The following is a 15,965-nucleotide window of genomic DNA, read 5'->3' on the forward strand; positions in this document are numbered from 1 at the left end:
AATTTAATGAAACTTTGGAAGCAAACCTTGCTTGGACTGATTGCAGCCAGCCAGCTTTCTTTTGTACAAGCCGAGCCTGTCGAACTGGATAAGGTAGCGGTTATTGTTAATAGCGGCGTGGTATTGCAAAGTGATATCGAGACTTCGCTTAAAACCATTCGTGCGAATGCGAAAAAGAACAACCAGTCCCTTCCAGATGAAGCGACTCTACGTGAGCAAGTCACAGAAAAACTGATTGTCGACACCATCCAGCAGCAAGAAGCGGAACGAATTGGTGTTCGCATAGACGACAACCGTCTAAACGAAGCGATTGACGAGATAGCTAAAAACAACAACCAAACACTTGAGCAGTTGAACACCTCGATTACAGAAGAAGGGCTAAGCTACGCTCAATTTCGTGAACAAGTACGTAAAGAAATTGCCGCAAATGAAGCGCGTAATGCGTTAGTTCGTCGTCGTATTAATATTTTGCCTGCTGAAGTCGATAATCTTGCTAACATTCTAGCCAAAGAAACCAACGCGACCGTGCAATACAAAATTGGCCACATCCAGCTACGCGTAAATGATGGTGATGACAAAGCCGCCATCGAAGAAAAAGCCAATCAAATCGTTAAAGAGCTCAACCAAGGCTCTGATTTCAGCACCATGGCTTACACCTACTCAAAAGGTCCTAAAGCTTTACAAGGCGGCGATTGGGGATGGATGCGCAAAGAAGAAATGCCAACCATCTTTGCCGATCAAATCAATTTGCAGAATAAAGGCAGTATTATCGGCCCATTTCGCAGCGGTGTCGGTTTTCATATCCTAAAAATTGAAGATGTGAAGGGGCTAGAGACGGTTGCGGTCACTGAGGTGAATGCCCGTCATATTCTGATTAAACCAACCGTGATCCTTAGTGATGAAGGCGTACAAAAAGAGCTTCTAGACATTACTCAACGTATTCAATCAGGTAAGGCTACCTTTGCAGAAATGGCTCAGCAATACAGCCAAGACCCTGGCTCTGCAGCCCAACAAGGTGAGCTAGGTTACCAAACTTCTGATCTTTATGTACCTGAATTCAAACATCAGGTCGACACACTACCTGTCGGTCAAATCAGTGAGCCATTCAAAACCGTACACGGTTGGCATATTGTTGAGGTGATGGATAGACGTGAGGTCGACCGTACTGATTCAGCACTAAAGAACAAAGCGTATCGAATTATCTTTAACCGTAAATTCAACGAAGAAGCCAGTGCTTGGTTGCAGGAAATTCGCGCCAGTGCATTTGTTGAAGTGGTCAAGGAAGAACAGGATGACAATTAAGCGCATCGTTGTAACCGCGGGCGAACCCGCGGGTATCGGCCCAGATCTGGTCCTAGCTCTTTCTAAGCAAAGCTGGCCACACCAAATTGTGGTTAGTGCGGATAAGGGTTTGCTGGAGCAACGCGCTAAGCAACTCGATATCGACGTACAACTTATTGATTATGATGCAGCTGCTCTTCCTACTCCTCAGCAAGCCGGCTCTTTAGTTGTCGATCATATTGCGCTTAATGTCCCTGCGAATGCGGGTCAGCTCGATGAGAAAAATGGCCACTATGTACTAGAAACACTAGAAAGAGCCGCTTTGGGCTGTATGAATGGTGAGTTTGATGCTATTGTCACCGGCCCTGTGCACAAAGGCGTAATTAATCGTGCTGGCGTCGCGTTTAGTGGTCATACTGAGTTCTTTGCTGACAAATCAAATACGCCACTGGTGGTGATGATGCTGGCTACCGAAGGACTCAGAGTTGCTTTGGTGACGACTCATATTCCATTGGCTTACGTTTCTAAAGCAGTAACCGAAGATAGGCTAAAGAAAATAGTGAATATTCTCCATCAGGATTTGGTTGAGAAGTTTGCTATTTCATCACCTAAAATATATGTCTGTGGATTGAATCCACATGCAGGAGAAGATGGCTGTCTGGGTCGGGAAGAAATTGACACCATCACGCCAACACTGGAGAAGCTGCGTCAGAAAGGCGGTATTGATCTTGTCGGGCCACTCCCTGCCGATACGATTTTTAACGAAAAGTATCTCAATGAGGCAGATGCCGTATTAGGCATGTACCACGACCAGGTGCTTCCAGTGCTAAAATACAAAGGTTTCGGTCGCTCAGTGAACATAACTCTGGGCCTACCATTTATCAGGACATCCGTGGATCACGGCACTGCATTAGACCTTGCAGGGACAGGTGATGCAGACACAGGAAGTTTTACAACGGCATTGACTCACGCTATTGAGCTTGTCGATAAGAAAACCAGTTAACTTGAGAACACTATGAGAAACGATGTCCATTTAGGGCACAAAGCACGTAAACGCTTTGGTCAAAACTTCTTAAACGATCCATACATCATTGATGGTATTGTCTCTGCGATCAATCCTAAGCCAGGTCAAAACTTGGTTGAGATTGGTCCCGGCCTAGGTGCAATTACAGAGCCAGTTGGTCGAGAAGTGGATAAGTTCACTGTGATTGAACTTGACCGTGATTTGGCTGAACGCTTAAGAACTCACCCAGAATTAGCCGAAAAGCTAACCATTCACGAAGGCGATGCCATGCGTTTCGACTTCACTCAATTGGTGAAGCCTAACAATAGATTACGCATTTTTGGTAACCTGCCATACAACATCTCTACTCCGTTGATGTTCCACCTCTTTGAATACCATAAAGATATTCAAGATATGCACTTTATGCTGCAGAAAGAAGTGGTTAACCGTTTAGCAGCAGGTCCAGGCACAAAAGCTTACGGCCGTCTAACAGTTATGGCGCAATACTATTGTAAGGTAGTTCCTGTGCTGGAAGTCCCACCGACGGCATTCGTTCCACCACCAAAAGTCGATTCTGCTGTTGTTCGTCTGGTCCCTTACGAGACGTTACCTTATCCAGCGACAAGCCTTAACTGGTTAGATCGCGTATGTCGTGACGGCTTCAACCAAAGACGTAAGACAGTCCGAAATTGTTATAAATCTTTGGTCAATGCTGAGACTCTAGAACAACTGGGCATCAACCCAGGAATGCGCCCAGAGAACTTAACATTGGAGCAATTTGTCGACTTAGCTAACTGGTTAGACACAAACCACAAATAATCTTCATATAATTAGAGTTGTAACCTATTGGTCTACAACTCTAATTTTTTTGACTTGTACGCAGGAGTCTACATGGAAGCTAACCCTTGTATTAAAGTTCAAGTTCATACCAAGTACATCTCAGAGCAGTCTCAGCCTGATTCAGAACGTTACGTCTTCGCCTACGTCATCACAATAAAAAACCTCAGCAATCAAACCGTCCAACTCATTAGTCGTCGCTGGCTAATTACTGACGCCAACGGCAAACAGATGACCGTGGAAGGTGATGGTGTGGTTGGCCAGCAGCCTTTCATTCCGGGAAGTGATGAGTATACTTACAGCAGCGGTACCGCTCTAGAAACACCAGTCGGTGTGATGCAAGGCCAATATATTCTCCTCGATGAAAAAGGCCGAGAGTTTATCACCGAAATAGAACCTTTCAGGCTCGCTCTACCGAATATTCTCAACTAATACCCAACACAGGAACTTTTGTGTCTAATTACATCGTCGGTGATATTCAAGGCTGCTTTGATGAGCTCAAGCTGTTGCTCAAACAAGCGAGCTTCAACCCTCAATCTGATACGCTCTGGGTCGCTGGTGATCTGGTTGCCCGAGGGCCAAAATCTCTAGAGACACTGCGCTTTATTAAAGATCTAGGTCAATCAGCTAAAGTAGTTTTAGGTAATCATGACCTGCATTTGCTCGCCGTCTCAATGGGTATACACAAAGTTAAGAACAAAGATAAGACGGCTCCTATCTTTGAGGCTGACGACAAAGAAGAGCTACTCAATTGGCTCCGGCAGCTACCCCTTCTCGCTGAACATGATGAGTTCGTGATGTGCCATGCGGGCATTTCACCGCAGTGGTCGCTTGATGTCGCTAGAAACAGTGCCAGAGAAGTCGAAACCGTTTTACAGAGCAACGAATGGCATTGGCTGATCAAAAACATGTACGATAATCAACCCGACTCATGGTCTGACAAGCTCGAAGGCATTGAGCGCTACCGTTACATCATTAACGCCTTCACGCGAATGCGCTTCTGCTTTTCCGATGGAAGGTTAGACATGGCTTGTAAGCGTCCACCAAAAGACGTCCAAGATAGTCATTTAACGCCATGGTTTGAACTTAACAATCGTATTCCGCTGAATAAGACAGTGTTGTTTGGCCACTGGGCTGCATTGGAAGGTTATACCGGCAAGGATGTCATTGGATTAGATACCGGCTGCGTATGGGGTGGCAGCTTGACGATGTTGAGATGGGAAGATAAGACGTTTTTTACACAAAATTCGCTAGAAAGCTAGAGAGCCGACAACAATCAGCTACTCCAGCTCATAAACTGTTAACTAATCTGCTAGCCCTGTCGCTCTAAAACAACAAATCGCATATCGTACGCATTTTTCTCATCCGCTGCGTAGTTTTCAGAATGGCTTTCTTTAAACATATCTCCCCAAGACGGAAATTGGGTATCGCCTTCTATTTGGGCATCGATATAAGTCACGTAGAGCTTGTCAGCTTGAGGAAGGCAGGCTTTGTAAATCGCACCACCACCGATGATCATCACTTCGTCTACCTCACCAGCAGCCTCTAAAGCCTGCTCAATCGAGGTCACTGTCGTGACGTCTTCAATGGCTAAGTTAGCATCACGACTGATCACAATATTCTGACGACCTGGAAGTGGTCGACCAATCGACTCGTACGTCTTACGCCCCATAACAACAGGCTTGCCCATAGTACAACGTTTGAACCAAGCAAAATCTGCGGGCAGATGCCACGGCATTTGATTGTCTTTACCAATTACTCGATCTTTTGCCATGGCGGCGATCATGCTGATGATCATTGCTGATGCTCCTTTAAACGTCTCAGACTATCGATTTCCGGCGATAGAATAGCAATCCCGGCATCGCTAAGCCAACCGCTAATCCCGCAATTATAAACATTGCTTTAAGGAAGTTTTCCGCCAACATCGCCACTAACTCATGGCTGTATCCTCTATGATTAAGCTCCACTAAGGCTATCATTGCCTTAAACGCAAATACACCTGGAACCATAGGAATCAACGCCGCTACGGTGAACACTTTCGGATGAGCGAGAAAGCGATGAGACCAATGGATACCAACGATACTAACCAACATCGCGGCAAAAAAGGTGGCCCATTCGATAGGGATACCAAAATGCATCATCAAATAACGTGAACCATGACCAATTGCCCCCCCGATTGCACAATAGACCAAGGCTTTTTGGGGAACATTAAAGACTAAAGCAAACCCCACAGCGGGAATCGCGGCAAACAGCATGTCGTTGAGCAAAGCAACCAATAAATCAAACCACATCACAACACCCACCCCCAGACACCAACTAGGCTCATGGCCGCGACGATACCAAGGCAGGTTGCCAAGGTAAGCAAGCTTGCCATAACAAAGCGAGCAATGCCCATATTGATATAGCCTTTGAGCATATCAGCGACAGCATTAATTAGCGGGAACCCTGGCACCAGCATAAGTACCGAAGAGGCCATAACCAAAAACGGCGAATTACCTAGCCCATAAATTACCGCTTGCGCTGACACAACGGTTGTAACAAACGCTGTCGCGGCAAAGTTCATCAAGGGGTTAAAGTGGCGATGGCCGATTTCTTGCCTGACTATCATCCCGATCGAAGAAGCGATGAATGTCATAGCAAAGACCACCCAATCCCCTCCCGCTAGTCGACTAAATGCAGCGCAAGATAAGCCGATCATACCTACAACTAGCCATCTGTTATAACGTTCGGGACTAATTCTTTCCAGTTTATGCTGAGCCAAGGCATGATCTATGATTCCCCTTTCAAGCATGATACAAATCCGTTGTATCTGGGTGATGACCCTCATGTTGATTCCGCGATCAGGGCTGCGGCGTGCAGTGGTAATACAGTGCTCCTGATAAACAGTCGTCACTACTAACGAACTGGCAGACAAAGAAACTTCCACCTCATCCATGCCACTCGCAAGTCCAATGCGTCGGGTAATGTCCCCTACTAAAGTGCTCTCTGCTCCATGCGCAAGCAGCATTTGCCCGGCTTGAGCAATAAGGCGAGAAACACTGCGTTGTTTTGAAACCATAAATCAATCCTACTCCTTTAGAATCCTGCTATTGTGGCGAATCACGCCGACGATTGATTTGATTTAAATACAAAAAAGCCGCAATGCTTTAAACATTGCGGCTTTCAATCAACTTAAGGATTATTCGCGGACATAAACGACATGCCCGTCGTCTTCTTCATCGTCCCAATCATCCCAGTCATCGTCGTCTTCAGTAATGACGTCTTTGCCTGACATTGCGTCTTTATGGTAATCATCCCACATGAAGTCAACTTTCTCTTCTTCAGAGATCTCTTCTTCTTCACGAGGTAGATTCTCCATAAAGTCAGCCAACTTGTAACAAAGCTCTTTGGTTCCTTGCTTATTCACCGCGGAGATCTTGTAGTAATCCTCTTCCCAACCTAGAGCATCGAGAATATTTTGGATCACTTCGTTCGCTTCTTCTTCAGGCATCAAATCAACCTTGTTGAAGATCAGCCAACGCGGCTTGTCTGCTAACTTCTCACTGTACTGCTCAAGCTCATCAATGATGGTTAACGCATTCTGCACAGGATCACTTTGATCAATCGGCATGATGTCGATCATATGCAGTAGAACTCGACAACGCTCTAAATGCTTCAAGAAGCGAATACCAAGGCCAGCACCATCCGCAGCGCCTTCGATCAATCCAGGAATATCCGCGACAACAAAGCTCTTTTCAGGTACGACACTGACTACACCCAAGCTAGGGATCAAAGTCGTAAATGGATAGTCAGCTACTTTTGGCTTAGCCGCTGATACCGAGCGAATAAAGGTTGATTTACCTGCATTCGGCAAACCAAGCATACCCACATCAGCAAGCAGTAGTAACTCTAAGCGAACTTCACGGATTTCGCCTTTGGTACCCAACGTCTTTTGACGTGGTGCACGGTTGACTGACGACTTAAAACGCGTGTTACCTAAACCGTGCCAGCCACCTTTTGCGACCATGATTTTTTTGCCATGCTCTGCAACTTCCGCCACGATTTCATTGGTGTGAATATCCACAGCGCGAGTACCAACAGGCACACGTAGAACTTTGTCTTTACCACGTTTTCCAGTACAGTTACCGCCACGGCCATTTTCACCACGTTCTGCTTCATAGAAGCGCTGGAAGCGATAATCAATTAGCGTGTTAAGGTTTTCATCAGCTTGGATGTAAACATCGCCGCCATCACCACCGTCACCACCGTCCGGACCGCCTTTCGCAACGAATTTCTCTCGCCAGAAACTCACTACACCGTTACCGCCGTCTCCGGCCTGAACTTTAACTACCGCTTCATCAACGAATTTCATCTCTTACTCCGCCCAATTGCTACATCACGTAGCTGCGTTGCAAATATCATCTCACTGACCGTGTTTCGGCAAGTGAATGATATAAATTCTAGCAGATCCCAATTTCAGATCGATCACCTAAAATCCCAGATCGTTCTGCTACTCAGGAATATATAATGAGGGACTTTTTACAAAGTGCCTTAGTATCGATTCCATCTCGCTACAAATAAAAAACCCCGCCGAATCGGCAGGGCTTTTGAATTCAGCTAGAAGCCTAAATTCTTAATCTCAGCGAGAATTACTCAGCTTCGATGCTTACGAATTTACGGTTCTTAGGACCTTTCACTTCGAACTTCACTTTACCTTCAGTAAGAGCGAATAGAGTGTGGTCTTTACCGATACCAACGTTAGTACCAGCGTGGAACTTAGTACCACGTTGACGAACGATGATGTTACCTGCAAGAACAGATTCACCACCGAAACGCTTAACACCCAGACGTTTACTTTCTGAATCGCGGCCGTTACGAGTAGAACCACCAGCTTTTTTGTGTGCCATTGTTAAACTCTCCTAATAAATTAAGCGTTGATACCAGTGATCTTCACTTCAGTGAACCACTGACGGTGACCCTGTTGCTTACGAGAGTGCTTACGACGACGGAACTTAACGACTTTAACTTTGTCGCCACGACCGTGTTGTACAACTTCAGCAACTACTTTGCCGCCCTCTACTAGAGGAGCGCCAACTTGAACGTCTTCGCCGTTAGCAACAAGAAGAACTTTATCAAATTCAACAGTTGCACCAGTTTCTACGTCTAATTTCTCTAAACGAAGAGTTTGACCTTCGCTTACACGGTGTTGTTTACCACCAGATTGGAAAACAGCGTACATATCTTACTCCGCTTTTTCCGCACAGCCTTATGCTTATTTAATGAGCATCATGGGTGTGCGCTAAACTAATCATCAATAGGGCGCAGATTCTACAGAAGAGATGTCCCTATGACAAGCCATATTTTGAAAAAATTGGCGAAAAGCTAATCGCCAGATAAAAGTGCGGCAATCATGCCCTTTAGCCATGTATTAATCAACGTTTTTTAGTGTATTATTCACTAATTAAATCAGATAAGAAGACCTTACTAGTTCTAACTTCAGCCGGATTTACAATGGATTTTAAAGCTATCCAAGCGCTAACTGCCGATGACATGGCAAAAGTGAATGAAACAATTCATGCTCAACTCAACTCAGACGTATCTTTAATCAACCAATTAGGTTTTTACATCATTAGTGGTGGTGGTAAGCGCATACGTCCCCTTTTAGCTGTGCTGTCAGCTCGTGCTCTGGGCTACCAGGGTCAGGCGCACACCACAGCAGCAGCGTTTATTGAATTTATTCACACAGCTACACTGCTACACGATGATGTTGTCGACGAATCCGATATGCGTCGCGGAAAAGCAACCGCCAATGCCGCTTTTGGTAATGCGGCCAGCGTATTGGTTGGTGACTTTATCTATACGCGCTCTTTTCAGATGATGACAGAGCTAGGATCCATGAAGATCCTTAAATTGATGAGTGATGCGGTCAACATCATCGCTGAAGGTGAAGTTCAACAGTTAATGAACTGTAATGACCCAGATACCACTGAAGAAAGCTACATGCAGGTTATCTACTCTAAGACTGCACGTCTGTTCGAGGCCGCTACTCAAATTGGCGCTATTCTTAATGATGCTCCATCGGAAGTAGAAACCGCTCTGCAAAACTATGGTAAATATTTGGGTACCGCATTCCAGTTGATCGATGATGTCATGGACTATACATCTGATGGCGATGAAATGGGTAAAAATGTTGGTGATGATCTTGCCGAAGGTAAACCAACGCTGCCGCTGCTCTATGCGATGCAACACGGTACACCCGAGCAAACCCAGATGATTCGTGAGGCGATTGAAAAAGCCAACGGTATGGAGAAGCTCGATTCCATTATGGAAGCCATGGAGCAGACAGGTTCCTTAGAATATACCCGCCAAAAAGCGTATCAAGAAGCGGATAAAGCAATTGCAGAATTATCTGTCCTAAGCGAGTCTCCTTATAAGGAAGCTCTCGTAACACTGGCACATATGTCAGTACATCGCTCAAAATAACTTCATATGTAACAACGGGAACCCTAAAGTTCCCGTTGGTTCCAGCCCAGCAAATCGAAGGTCTATTGACTCTGCTATTACTAACTCCGAGCTAAGTCTAATGCCGCACTTTTGTTAGTAATAAGTCTTCCCCGCTCTTTCAACCTAGCAGTAAATGACCAACACGGGCAAGCATTCCGTACATTTTGCGACCAATCGTATTGTTCGTTCAAGCAAGTTGCCACTGTTACACCCGAAATTAGCATCACGCTGCCATTTATTATTGGATCACGAAAGCGTCATCGCTCGTTCATAAATCTCTCACTCCACTGACCTCAAACTGCAATCAAACCGACCTAATCTCGGTTTGAAAATCGTAGAACCGAGGACAATATGGAAGTTTCGAGCCCTTTTCGTTTACCACGTAAGACACCTTTTGGTTTAGGAGAAAACTTAGCCGAGTGGGCCACTGGTCTACATAAGCTTGACCAATATTACGCGCAAAGGCCAGTAGGCTGTGATAGCAAAGCATTTCTTCGATTTACTCTAGAGATTCTCGGTATTGATTATCAGGTAATTAAAGGCTCTTTGACGCATATTCCTACCCAAGGAGCAACAGTGGTCGTGGCCAACCATCCTCTTGGCTGCGTTGAAGGGGTGATACTGGCAGAGCTACTGCTGCATGTCAGAGACGATGTACAGATATTGGCAAACCAGTATTTAAAAACTGTCCCTGAGCTGGATAAGCTGTTTATCGGTGTCGACGTATTTGAAGGCCAGAACGCCCACAAAGCGAACCTTAAAGCGCTTCGACAGGCTCACCATCATTTAGATCAAGGTGGGCTATTGCTCCTTTTCCCTGCAGGGGAAGTCTCCCAGCTGGTTGATCGTAAGACTCAACGTATCGAGGATAAGGAATGGAGCCGTTCGGTGAGCAGCTTAGTGCGTAAGGCCAAAGCGAGTACCATACCAATGTTTATCGATGGTCAAAACTCCAAGCGCTTCTATATGGCTGGCAAAGTGCACCCTCTACTAAGAACCTTGATGCTTGGCCGCGAACTACTCAATAAAACCCAACAGCCGATCAATATATCTATCGGGTCGGCAATCAAATTTAAAGAAGTCAACGGCCTAACAGATGCGCAAATTGTTAACTACCTTCGCCTGAATACCTACTTATTACAAAACAAAACGTTAACTGGTGGGCACAGCGAAGAGTTAGAGTCTAACCCTTTACCTGTCGCGCAAGCTTTACCTGTTCAAGATCTTAAAACTGACCTTGCCAAGCTACCAGTTGAACATCACTTATTGACCAGTGGTGAGTTTGACGTCTATTGCACTGACGCCGAGCATATTCCTTCATTACTGCATGAAATAGGCAGGCTGAGAGAGAGTAACTTTCGCAAAGTGGGTGAAGGCACAGGCCTCGCTTTAGACATCGACGAATTTGATCGTTACTACAAGCATTTGTTTATCTGGGACAGAGATAATGAATGCCTAGTTGGCGCCTATCGTCTTGGGTTAATCGATAAGCTTATGCAGAACAAGGGGCTGTCCGGCCTTTATTCGAGAACCCTTTTTCATTATGGCGAAGACTTTCTCAACACCATGGGCAAATCGATTGAAATGGGTCGCTCGGTGATTGATGAACGTTATCAGAAAAGTATGGGCGCTCTGCTATTGCTCTGGAAAGGGATCGCCACTTTCGTCCACCGCAACCCAAGCTATACGCATTTGTTTGGCCCTGTCAGTATCAGTAACGATTACAGTGAGCAAGCAAGACAACTGCTTGCCGATACCATGACTCTCCATCATTACGACTCAGAGAAAGCCGAATACGTGACACCATCGAACCCTCTGCCAGTTCAACCTAAAAATTGGAATACTAGCATGCTGACCGCGTTGGGCGATCTCCAGCTATTGTCGCGAGTAATTGCTCGTATTGATGACGGCAAAGGGGTTCCCGTATTGTTGCGTCAATATTTGGGCCTGAATGGTAAATTAGTGTCGTTCAATGTCGATCCTTCTTTTAACAATACATTAGATGGGTTGATCATGGTTGATCTTCAGCAAGTACCGGTCAAAACACTAGCCCGTTACATGGGCACTTCTCAAGCCCAGCAGTACCTAGCGCATCACACCCCTTAACTTGGTTGAACAACAACGAAAATGCTGCGTGACTTACGCAGCACTTTTGCTATCCAGAGAATTCACTTGATTTAAAATAAATTTCAAAGCGATCTTTCACACCGTAACTCAGTAACAAAGCAACAATCTTTCATTGCTGCTAAAAAACCGACTTTTATATTGATTGACCAAGATTATGCCAATCAAAAATCCATTGACGGAACTATCATCTAACTGAAATCTAGGGGTAACGATAATCACAATAACAAGGAAGTAACCTCCATCATGATGCCATCTCATAAAACCATTCGCTCTACAGTTACTGGCGCCATCGCGTTGCTATTAGGTTTAGCGTCTGTCACCAGTTTCGCCGCAGAAAAAGTCTATCGACTCAAGCTAGCTGAAACTTGGGGACCAAATACTCCAATTCTAGGTGATGCCACTAAGAACATGGCTCAATTAGCAGAAGAGATGTCTAACGGTCGCTTTCAAATTCGCATTGATTCTGCCAATAAGCACAAAGCGCCATTGGGCATTTTCGATATGGTCAAGTCAGGTCAGTACGACCTTGGGCACTCCAGTTCGTATTATTGGAAAGGTAAAGTACCTAACACACTGTATTTCTCTTCCATGCCTTTCGGGATGATCACGACCGAGCAATACGCTTGGTTTTATCGTGGTGGTGGTATGGAGTTGATGGAAAAAGTCTACGCTCCGCATAACTTACTTTCCTTCCCTGGTGGCAACTCCGATATTCAGATGGGCGGCTGGTTTAAAAAAGAGATCAATTCCGTTGAAGACCTAAAAGGTTTAAAAATTCGTATTCCTGGATTTGCCGGTGAAGTGATGGCCAAGGTTGGAGCAAAACCAACCAACATAGCTCCTGGCGAACTGTATACCTCACTTGAACGAGGCACAATTGATGCGCTTGAATGGGTAGGCCCTGCTTTCGATCTGCGGATGGGCTTTCAAAAAATCGCCCCTTATTACTATACCGCGTGGCACGAACCTGGCTCTGAGACTCAATTCCTGGTCAACAGGAAAACGTGGGACAGGCTACCTAAAGATCTTCAATCGATCCTAGAAACAGCTTTCAGGGTAGCGGCATTTGATATGTACACACAGGCACTCGATGCTAATGCCAACAGCTGGGCAACCATGACTCAAGAATATCCTGATATCAAGGTTCGAGACTTCCCACCGCAAGTCCTCGAGGCAATGCAGAAAGCCACACAAGAGTTGCTTGAGGAACAAGCGAGTAACGATCCACTGGCAAAACAGATCATCGAATCTCAGCGCCAATATTTAGCCAAAGTCCGAGCGTGGACTGAAATTTCAGCCAAGGCCTACCTAGATTCAAACTAAGCAACTTCTTGGCAGAGGCTCCAAGTCTCTGCCATTCCCTCTTTACCGACTACTCCTTCGAGAGCATGTACCTTGTTCCAAAAGACTAGAATCAGAAAATGTCACGCAGTCATGAGTTCTGATTTACTCCCACCTCTGCCAGAACCGGAAAGCAAAATAACGCTCAAAACGTCTCTAAAGAACGTAATTCCGCTGCTTGATCAGCATGAATGGCTGGGAGCATAATGCAAAATTGAGTTTGGTTGTTCTCTGAAGCCACACTAATCTGACCATCATAAGCACCTACGATTGATTGCGTGATCGATAAACCCAGCCCAGCCCCAACACTACCTGTATTTTGACGTGACTTATCAACCCGATAAAAACGCTCAAACAAATACGGCAAATAGGGGCTAGGTATCGTCTCTCCTGCGTTCGTGACCGTAATGCTCACTTGCCCTTCCCCTTGTGCGACCTTAATAGAGATCACAGTCTCGTCATACGCATGTCGAATCGCGTTCGAGAGCACATTTCCCACTGCCCGCTCAAACATATTGCGATCCATAAACAACATAGCTTGACCCGAAGTGGTGATGGTCAAGGCAGAGTCTTCCGCCCAGATGTCAAAGTACTCGATTATGCGCTCAATCTGCTCCTCAACAGCAAAGGTTTCATTGTGCCGATGGATGAGCTTGTTCTCCGCTTTCGCGATGTACAACAAATCATTGATGGTTTTGGTAATGCGGTTTAACTCTTCAAGCGTAGAGGCGATGGCTTCTTGATATTCCTCCGACGTACGGCACGCGCCTAATATCACTTGGTTTTGGGTCGTAATATTGGTCAGAGGCGTTTTAAGTTCATGGGCAATATCAGAAGAAAATTCACTCAAACGATGGAAGCCCATTTGCAAACGATCCAACATCGCATTGTGCTTAGCGGCCAGTTCATGCAGCTCGACTGGCAGACTCTCAGGATCAATACGAATATCCAATTGCTCTGGTGTGATATGTTGAATGTGTTTATTTAAGGCCACAATCGGCTTCAAGCCTCGGTTTACTATTACTCGGCTAAACAATGTAGACGCGATAAATGCAAAGCCTAAAGACCAGAATAAGATCCAGCCAAGTTTACTTAAGAACAGCCGATGATGGTTGATGCTCATGCCGATCACAACAATGGCGTCTTTGTTTTTAAACGCAAAAGCTCGAATATCTAATGAGTTTTCACGCCACTCGATGGCATTGTTTCGATCTAAGATCTGCGGAGAACTCAGCGTTAAAGATAAGCCATCGGGGATAGAGAGTGTCGAATTCTTATAAGTCAGGTTTTTATCTTTATATGCCCACATATAAGCAGAGCTATTGTCGATAATGAGGTAAGCAGACTCAGGTGAGACCAGCATCGTCTTTTCTATCGCGTTATATTTGGTCACGATGTCGCTGTAATCTTGATTAAAGAAATGACGCTCGATGGTGTAATAGAGAATAAATGCTAATGCGAGATACACCAACAATGTCGTACCAACGAACATCAGTACAAGTTTGTTTTGCATGGATAAGCTGGCGGGTAATTTAAGCATCAAGTGCTTCCAACTTATAGCCCATTCCTCTAACGGTATGAATCAAAGACGTCTCAAACGGTTTGTCCACCTTTTGGCGCAATCGCTTAATGGCAACGTCGATAACATTGGTGTCACTGTCAAAATTCATATCCCACACCAATGAAGCAATAGTAGTGCGTGAGAGAATTTGCCCCTCTTTACGCATTAGAAGTTCAAGTAGAGCGTACTCTTTCGCTGTTAACGTCATGGATTGCCCACTTCGCGTCGCGACTCGCTTGATCATATCCAGCTTTAGATCGGCAATTTGAAGTGTTTGCGGCGAGGTTAGCACTCGAGAGGAAGTATGATGACGAAATACGTTTTGTATTCGCGCTAACAGTTCAGCAAACGCGTAGGGTTTAACCACATAATCATTGGCACCGAGCTCAAAACCGCGAACTCGATCTTCAATCTGCTCTTTGGCCGTCAGCATAATGACTGGGGTATGAATATCACTACTGCGTAAAGTATTTAGCACTTGCCAACCGTCCAGTTTGGGTAACATGATGTCGAGAAGAATCAGGTCATAGAGTTCACTGGTTGCGTGATACAGCCCATCAACACCATCTCGTACCCAGTCAACCACGTAGCCAGACTCCACCAGCCCTTTTTGCAAGTATTCCCCCGCTTTCACTTCATCTTCTACAATCAGTAATTTCAATGTCTACCCTCTATCTCAGTGAGTTGCGCACAGCGCCGACAAGCGTAAAAAGAGTACGATGTCGATGACATCATACTCTTCTCATTGAAGCTTGTTATCGATTGCTATCGCGCTCTGCGTAGTTCACTTTGACATTCACAATGCCCAAATATTCCAATTGACCGTTTTCATTCATGCGCTCTTGTACTGTGACAAAGCCGCCATCTTGAAGGCGTGTACTATTGTTCGCAACATCGAAACTCAAGAGGCTGATGTTCAGCTTTTTATCGAGCTCGCGAGACGACATACCTTTTAAAGCGTTTAGCTCAACCAAAGCTTGTTGATAGGCAGTATCTGACGTTGCGGCTGGCTCTACAGAAATGGTCTTCATCTCTTCTCGGTTAATGTATCTACCACCATTGAAAGTAGGTTGAGCAAATACTGATGCGCTAGTGATTGCTAGTGTTGTTACAAGGAGAGCGGTTTTCAGTGCTTTCATATTGATGACCTTTGAGTACGTTTGTTTTCAATGACTTCATTATTCAACAACACACCTGACATCAACCTATCTCGAAGATGACATTTTTGTCATACACCCCAGAGCGATTAGATCCATAACCGTTGTACAAAACCAATGAACACCTATTGCTCAGTTTGCGAGTGAGCATTGACGGGATATTCCATTAGCATTA

Annotated in this window: 17 protein-coding genes; 8 read left to right on the forward strand and 9 right to left on the reverse strand. The window is 45.3% G+C overall.

Going from position 1 to position 15,965, the window contains the following annotated elements:
• Positions 1–6 precede the first annotated feature (6 nt).
• From surA to apaH, 5 genes are all read left to right on the forward strand, one after another.
• Entirely contained in the window at positions 7–1,302 is a 1,296-nt protein-coding gene (gene surA, locus QMA41_RS15160; RefSeq protein WP_281630076.1) for a peptidylprolyl isomerase SurA, read from the forward strand.
• The gene (gene pdxA, locus QMA41_RS15165) at positions 1,292–2,284 is read left to right on the forward strand and encodes a 4-hydroxythreonine-4-phosphate dehydrogenase PdxA (protein ID WP_281630077.1); all 993 of its coding nucleotides are present in this window, start codon (positions 1,292–1,294) and stop codon (positions 2,282–2,284) included. Before surA ends, pdxA begins: the two co-directional genes overlap by 11 nt.
• A gap of 12 nt (positions 2,285–2,296) precedes the next feature.
• Positions 2,297–3,103, forward strand: coding sequence for a 16S rRNA (adenine(1518)-N(6)/adenine(1519)-N(6))-dimethyltransferase RsmA (rsmA, locus tag QMA41_RS15170; RefSeq protein ID WP_171354227.1), 807 nt, complete (start codon positions 2,297–2,299; stop codon positions 3,101–3,103).
• Positions 3,104–3,175: 72 nt separating this feature from the next.
• Complete coding sequence (gene apaG, locus QMA41_RS15175) at positions 3,176–3,553, forward strand: Co2+/Mg2+ efflux protein ApaG (protein ID WP_019277498.1); 378 nt, start codon at positions 3,176–3,178, stop codon at positions 3,551–3,553.
• A 20-nt stretch (positions 3,554–3,573) separates the two neighbouring features.
• Complete coding sequence (gene apaH, locus QMA41_RS15180) at positions 3,574–4,383, forward strand: bis(5'-nucleosyl)-tetraphosphatase (symmetrical) ApaH (RefSeq protein WP_281630078.1); 810 nt, start codon at positions 3,574–3,576, stop codon at positions 4,381–4,383.
• 50 nt (positions 4,384–4,433) lie between these two features.
• On the opposite strand, the gene folA is transcribed toward apaH, so the two are convergent.
• The 6 genes from folA to rplU all read right to left on the reverse strand — a co-directional run bounded on the left by folA (position 4,434) and on the right by rplU (position 8,339).
• Positions 4,434–4,919: a type 3 dihydrofolate reductase gene (gene folA / locus QMA41_RS15185; protein ID WP_281630079.1), complete on the reverse strand. Its 486-nt coding sequence runs from the start codon at positions 4,917–4,919 to the stop codon at positions 4,434–4,436.
• Between the two features lie 22 nt (positions 4,920–4,941).
• Positions 4,942–5,412, reverse strand: a complete 471-nt coding sequence (locus QMA41_RS15190) for a threonine/serine exporter family protein (RefSeq protein ID WP_172845462.1) — start codon at positions 5,410–5,412, stop codon at positions 4,942–4,944.
• On the reverse strand, positions 5,412–6,179 hold the full coding sequence (locus QMA41_RS15195) for a threonine/serine exporter ThrE family protein (protein ID WP_019277495.1): 768 nt from the start codon (positions 6,177–6,179) through the stop codon (positions 5,412–5,414). Before QMA41_RS15195 ends, QMA41_RS15190 begins: the two co-directional genes overlap by 1 nt.
• A gap of 120 nt (positions 6,180–6,299) precedes the next feature.
• The gene (cgtA, locus tag QMA41_RS15200; RefSeq protein ID WP_006958202.1) at positions 6,300–7,472 is read right to left on the reverse strand and encodes an Obg family GTPase CgtA; all 1,173 of its coding nucleotides are present in this window, start codon (positions 7,470–7,472) and stop codon (positions 6,300–6,302) included.
• Between the two features lie 277 nt (positions 7,473–7,749).
• Positions 7,750–8,007, reverse strand: coding sequence for a 50S ribosomal protein L27 (rpmA, locus tag QMA41_RS15205; protein ID WP_004409945.1), 258 nt, complete (start codon positions 8,005–8,007; stop codon positions 7,750–7,752).
• Positions 8,008–8,027: 20 nt separating this feature from the next.
• The gene (gene rplU, locus QMA41_RS15210; RefSeq protein ID WP_006958203.1) at positions 8,028–8,339 is read right to left on the reverse strand and encodes a 50S ribosomal protein L21; all 312 of its coding nucleotides are present in this window, start codon (positions 8,337–8,339) and stop codon (positions 8,028–8,030) included.
• A 272-nt stretch (positions 8,340–8,611) separates the two neighbouring features.
• On the opposite strand from rplU, the gene ispB reads away from it, so the two are divergent.
• The 3 genes from ispB (at position 8,612) to QMA41_RS15225 (ending at position 13,054) form a co-directional block, all read left to right on the forward strand.
• Positions 8,612–9,583: an octaprenyl diphosphate synthase gene (gene ispB / locus QMA41_RS15215; RefSeq protein WP_006958205.1), complete on the forward strand. Its 972-nt coding sequence runs from the start codon at positions 8,612–8,614 to the stop codon at positions 9,581–9,583.
• 372 nt (positions 9,584–9,955) lie between these two features.
• A complete protein-coding gene (locus QMA41_RS15220; RefSeq protein WP_281630080.1) occupies positions 9,956–11,710 on the forward strand; it encodes a lysophospholipid acyltransferase family protein in 1,755 nt (584 codons plus the stop codon).
• Positions 11,711–11,974: 264 nt separating this feature from the next.
• Entirely contained in the window at positions 11,975–13,054 is a 1,080-nt protein-coding gene (locus QMA41_RS15225; RefSeq protein WP_281630081.1) for a TRAP transporter substrate-binding protein, read from the forward strand.
• Positions 13,055–13,217: 163 nt separating this feature from the next.
• On the opposite strand, the gene QMA41_RS15230 is transcribed toward QMA41_RS15225, so the two are convergent.
• The 3 genes from QMA41_RS15230 to QMA41_RS15240 all read right to left on the reverse strand — a co-directional run bounded on the left by QMA41_RS15230 (position 13,218) and on the right by QMA41_RS15240 (position 15,772).
• A complete protein-coding gene (locus tag QMA41_RS15230) occupies positions 13,218–14,612 on the reverse strand; it encodes a heavy metal sensor histidine kinase (RefSeq protein WP_281630082.1) in 1,395 nt (464 codons plus the stop codon).
• Positions 14,605–15,294, reverse strand: a complete 690-nt coding sequence (locus QMA41_RS15235; RefSeq protein WP_281630083.1) for a heavy metal response regulator transcription factor — start codon at positions 15,292–15,294, stop codon at positions 14,605–14,607. Before QMA41_RS15235 ends, QMA41_RS15230 begins: the two co-directional genes overlap by 8 nt.
• Before the next feature lie 94 nt (positions 15,295–15,388).
• A complete protein-coding gene (locus QMA41_RS15240; RefSeq protein ID WP_281630084.1) occupies positions 15,389–15,772 on the reverse strand; it encodes a DUF3316 domain-containing protein in 384 nt (127 codons plus the stop codon).
• Positions 15,773–15,965 lie beyond the last annotated feature (193 nt).

Origin of the sequence: Vibrio sp. St2 (assembly GCF_947311885.1) — a bacterium.
Classification (GTDB): domain Bacteria; phylum Pseudomonadota; class Gammaproteobacteria; order Enterobacterales; family Vibrionaceae; genus Vibrio; species Vibrio coralliilyticus.

Bases quoted from the DNA above. Each gene is read 5' to 3' on its own strand.
- surA (WP_281630076.1), top strand. From the start codon at position 7: ATGAAACTTTGGAAGCAAACCTTGCTTGGACTGATTGCAGCCAGCCAG.
- pdxA (WP_281630077.1), top strand. From the start codon at position 1,292: ATGACAATTAAGCGCATCGTTGTAACCGCGGGCGAACCCGCGGGTATC.
- rsmA (WP_171354227.1), top strand. From the start codon at position 2,297: ATGAGAAACGATGTCCATTTAGGGCACAAAGCACGTAAACGCTTTGGT.
- apaG (WP_019277498.1), top strand. From the start codon at position 3,176: ATGGAAGCTAACCCTTGTATTAAAGTTCAAGTTCATACCAAGTACATC.
- folA (WP_281630079.1), bottom strand. From the start codon at position 4,919: ATGATCATCAGCATGATCGCCGCCATGGCAAAAGATCGAGTAATTGGT.
- QMA41_RS15190 (WP_172845462.1), bottom strand. From the start codon at position 5,412: ATGTGGTTTGATTTATTGGTTGCTTTGCTCAACGACATGCTGTTTGCC.
- QMA41_RS15195 (WP_019277495.1), bottom strand. From the start codon at position 6,179: ATGGTTTCAAAACAACGCAGTGTTTCTCGCCTTATTGCTCAAGCCGGG.
- cgtA (WP_006958202.1), bottom strand. From the start codon at position 7,472: ATGAAATTCGTTGATGAAGCGGTAGTTAAAGTTCAGGCCGGAGACGGC.
- rpmA (WP_004409945.1), bottom strand. From the start codon at position 8,007: ATGGCACACAAAAAAGCTGGTGGTTCTACTCGTAACGGCCGCGATTCA.
- rplU (WP_006958203.1), bottom strand. From the start codon at position 8,339: ATGTACGCTGTTTTCCAATCTGGTGGTAAACAACACCGTGTAAGCGAA.
- ispB (WP_006958205.1), top strand. From the start codon at position 8,612: ATGGATTTTAAAGCTATCCAAGCGCTAACTGCCGATGACATGGCAAAA.
- QMA41_RS15220 (WP_281630080.1), top strand. From the start codon at position 9,956: ATGGAAGTTTCGAGCCCTTTTCGTTTACCACGTAAGACACCTTTTGGT.
- QMA41_RS15225 (WP_281630081.1), top strand. From the start codon at position 11,975: ATGATGCCATCTCATAAAACCATTCGCTCTACAGTTACTGGCGCCATC.
- QMA41_RS15230 (WP_281630082.1), bottom strand. From the start codon at position 14,612: ATGCTTAAATTACCCGCCAGCTTATCCATGCAAAACAAACTTGTACTG.
- QMA41_RS15240 (WP_281630084.1), bottom strand. From the start codon at position 15,772: ATGAAAGCACTGAAAACCGCTCTCCTTGTAACAACACTAGCAATCACT.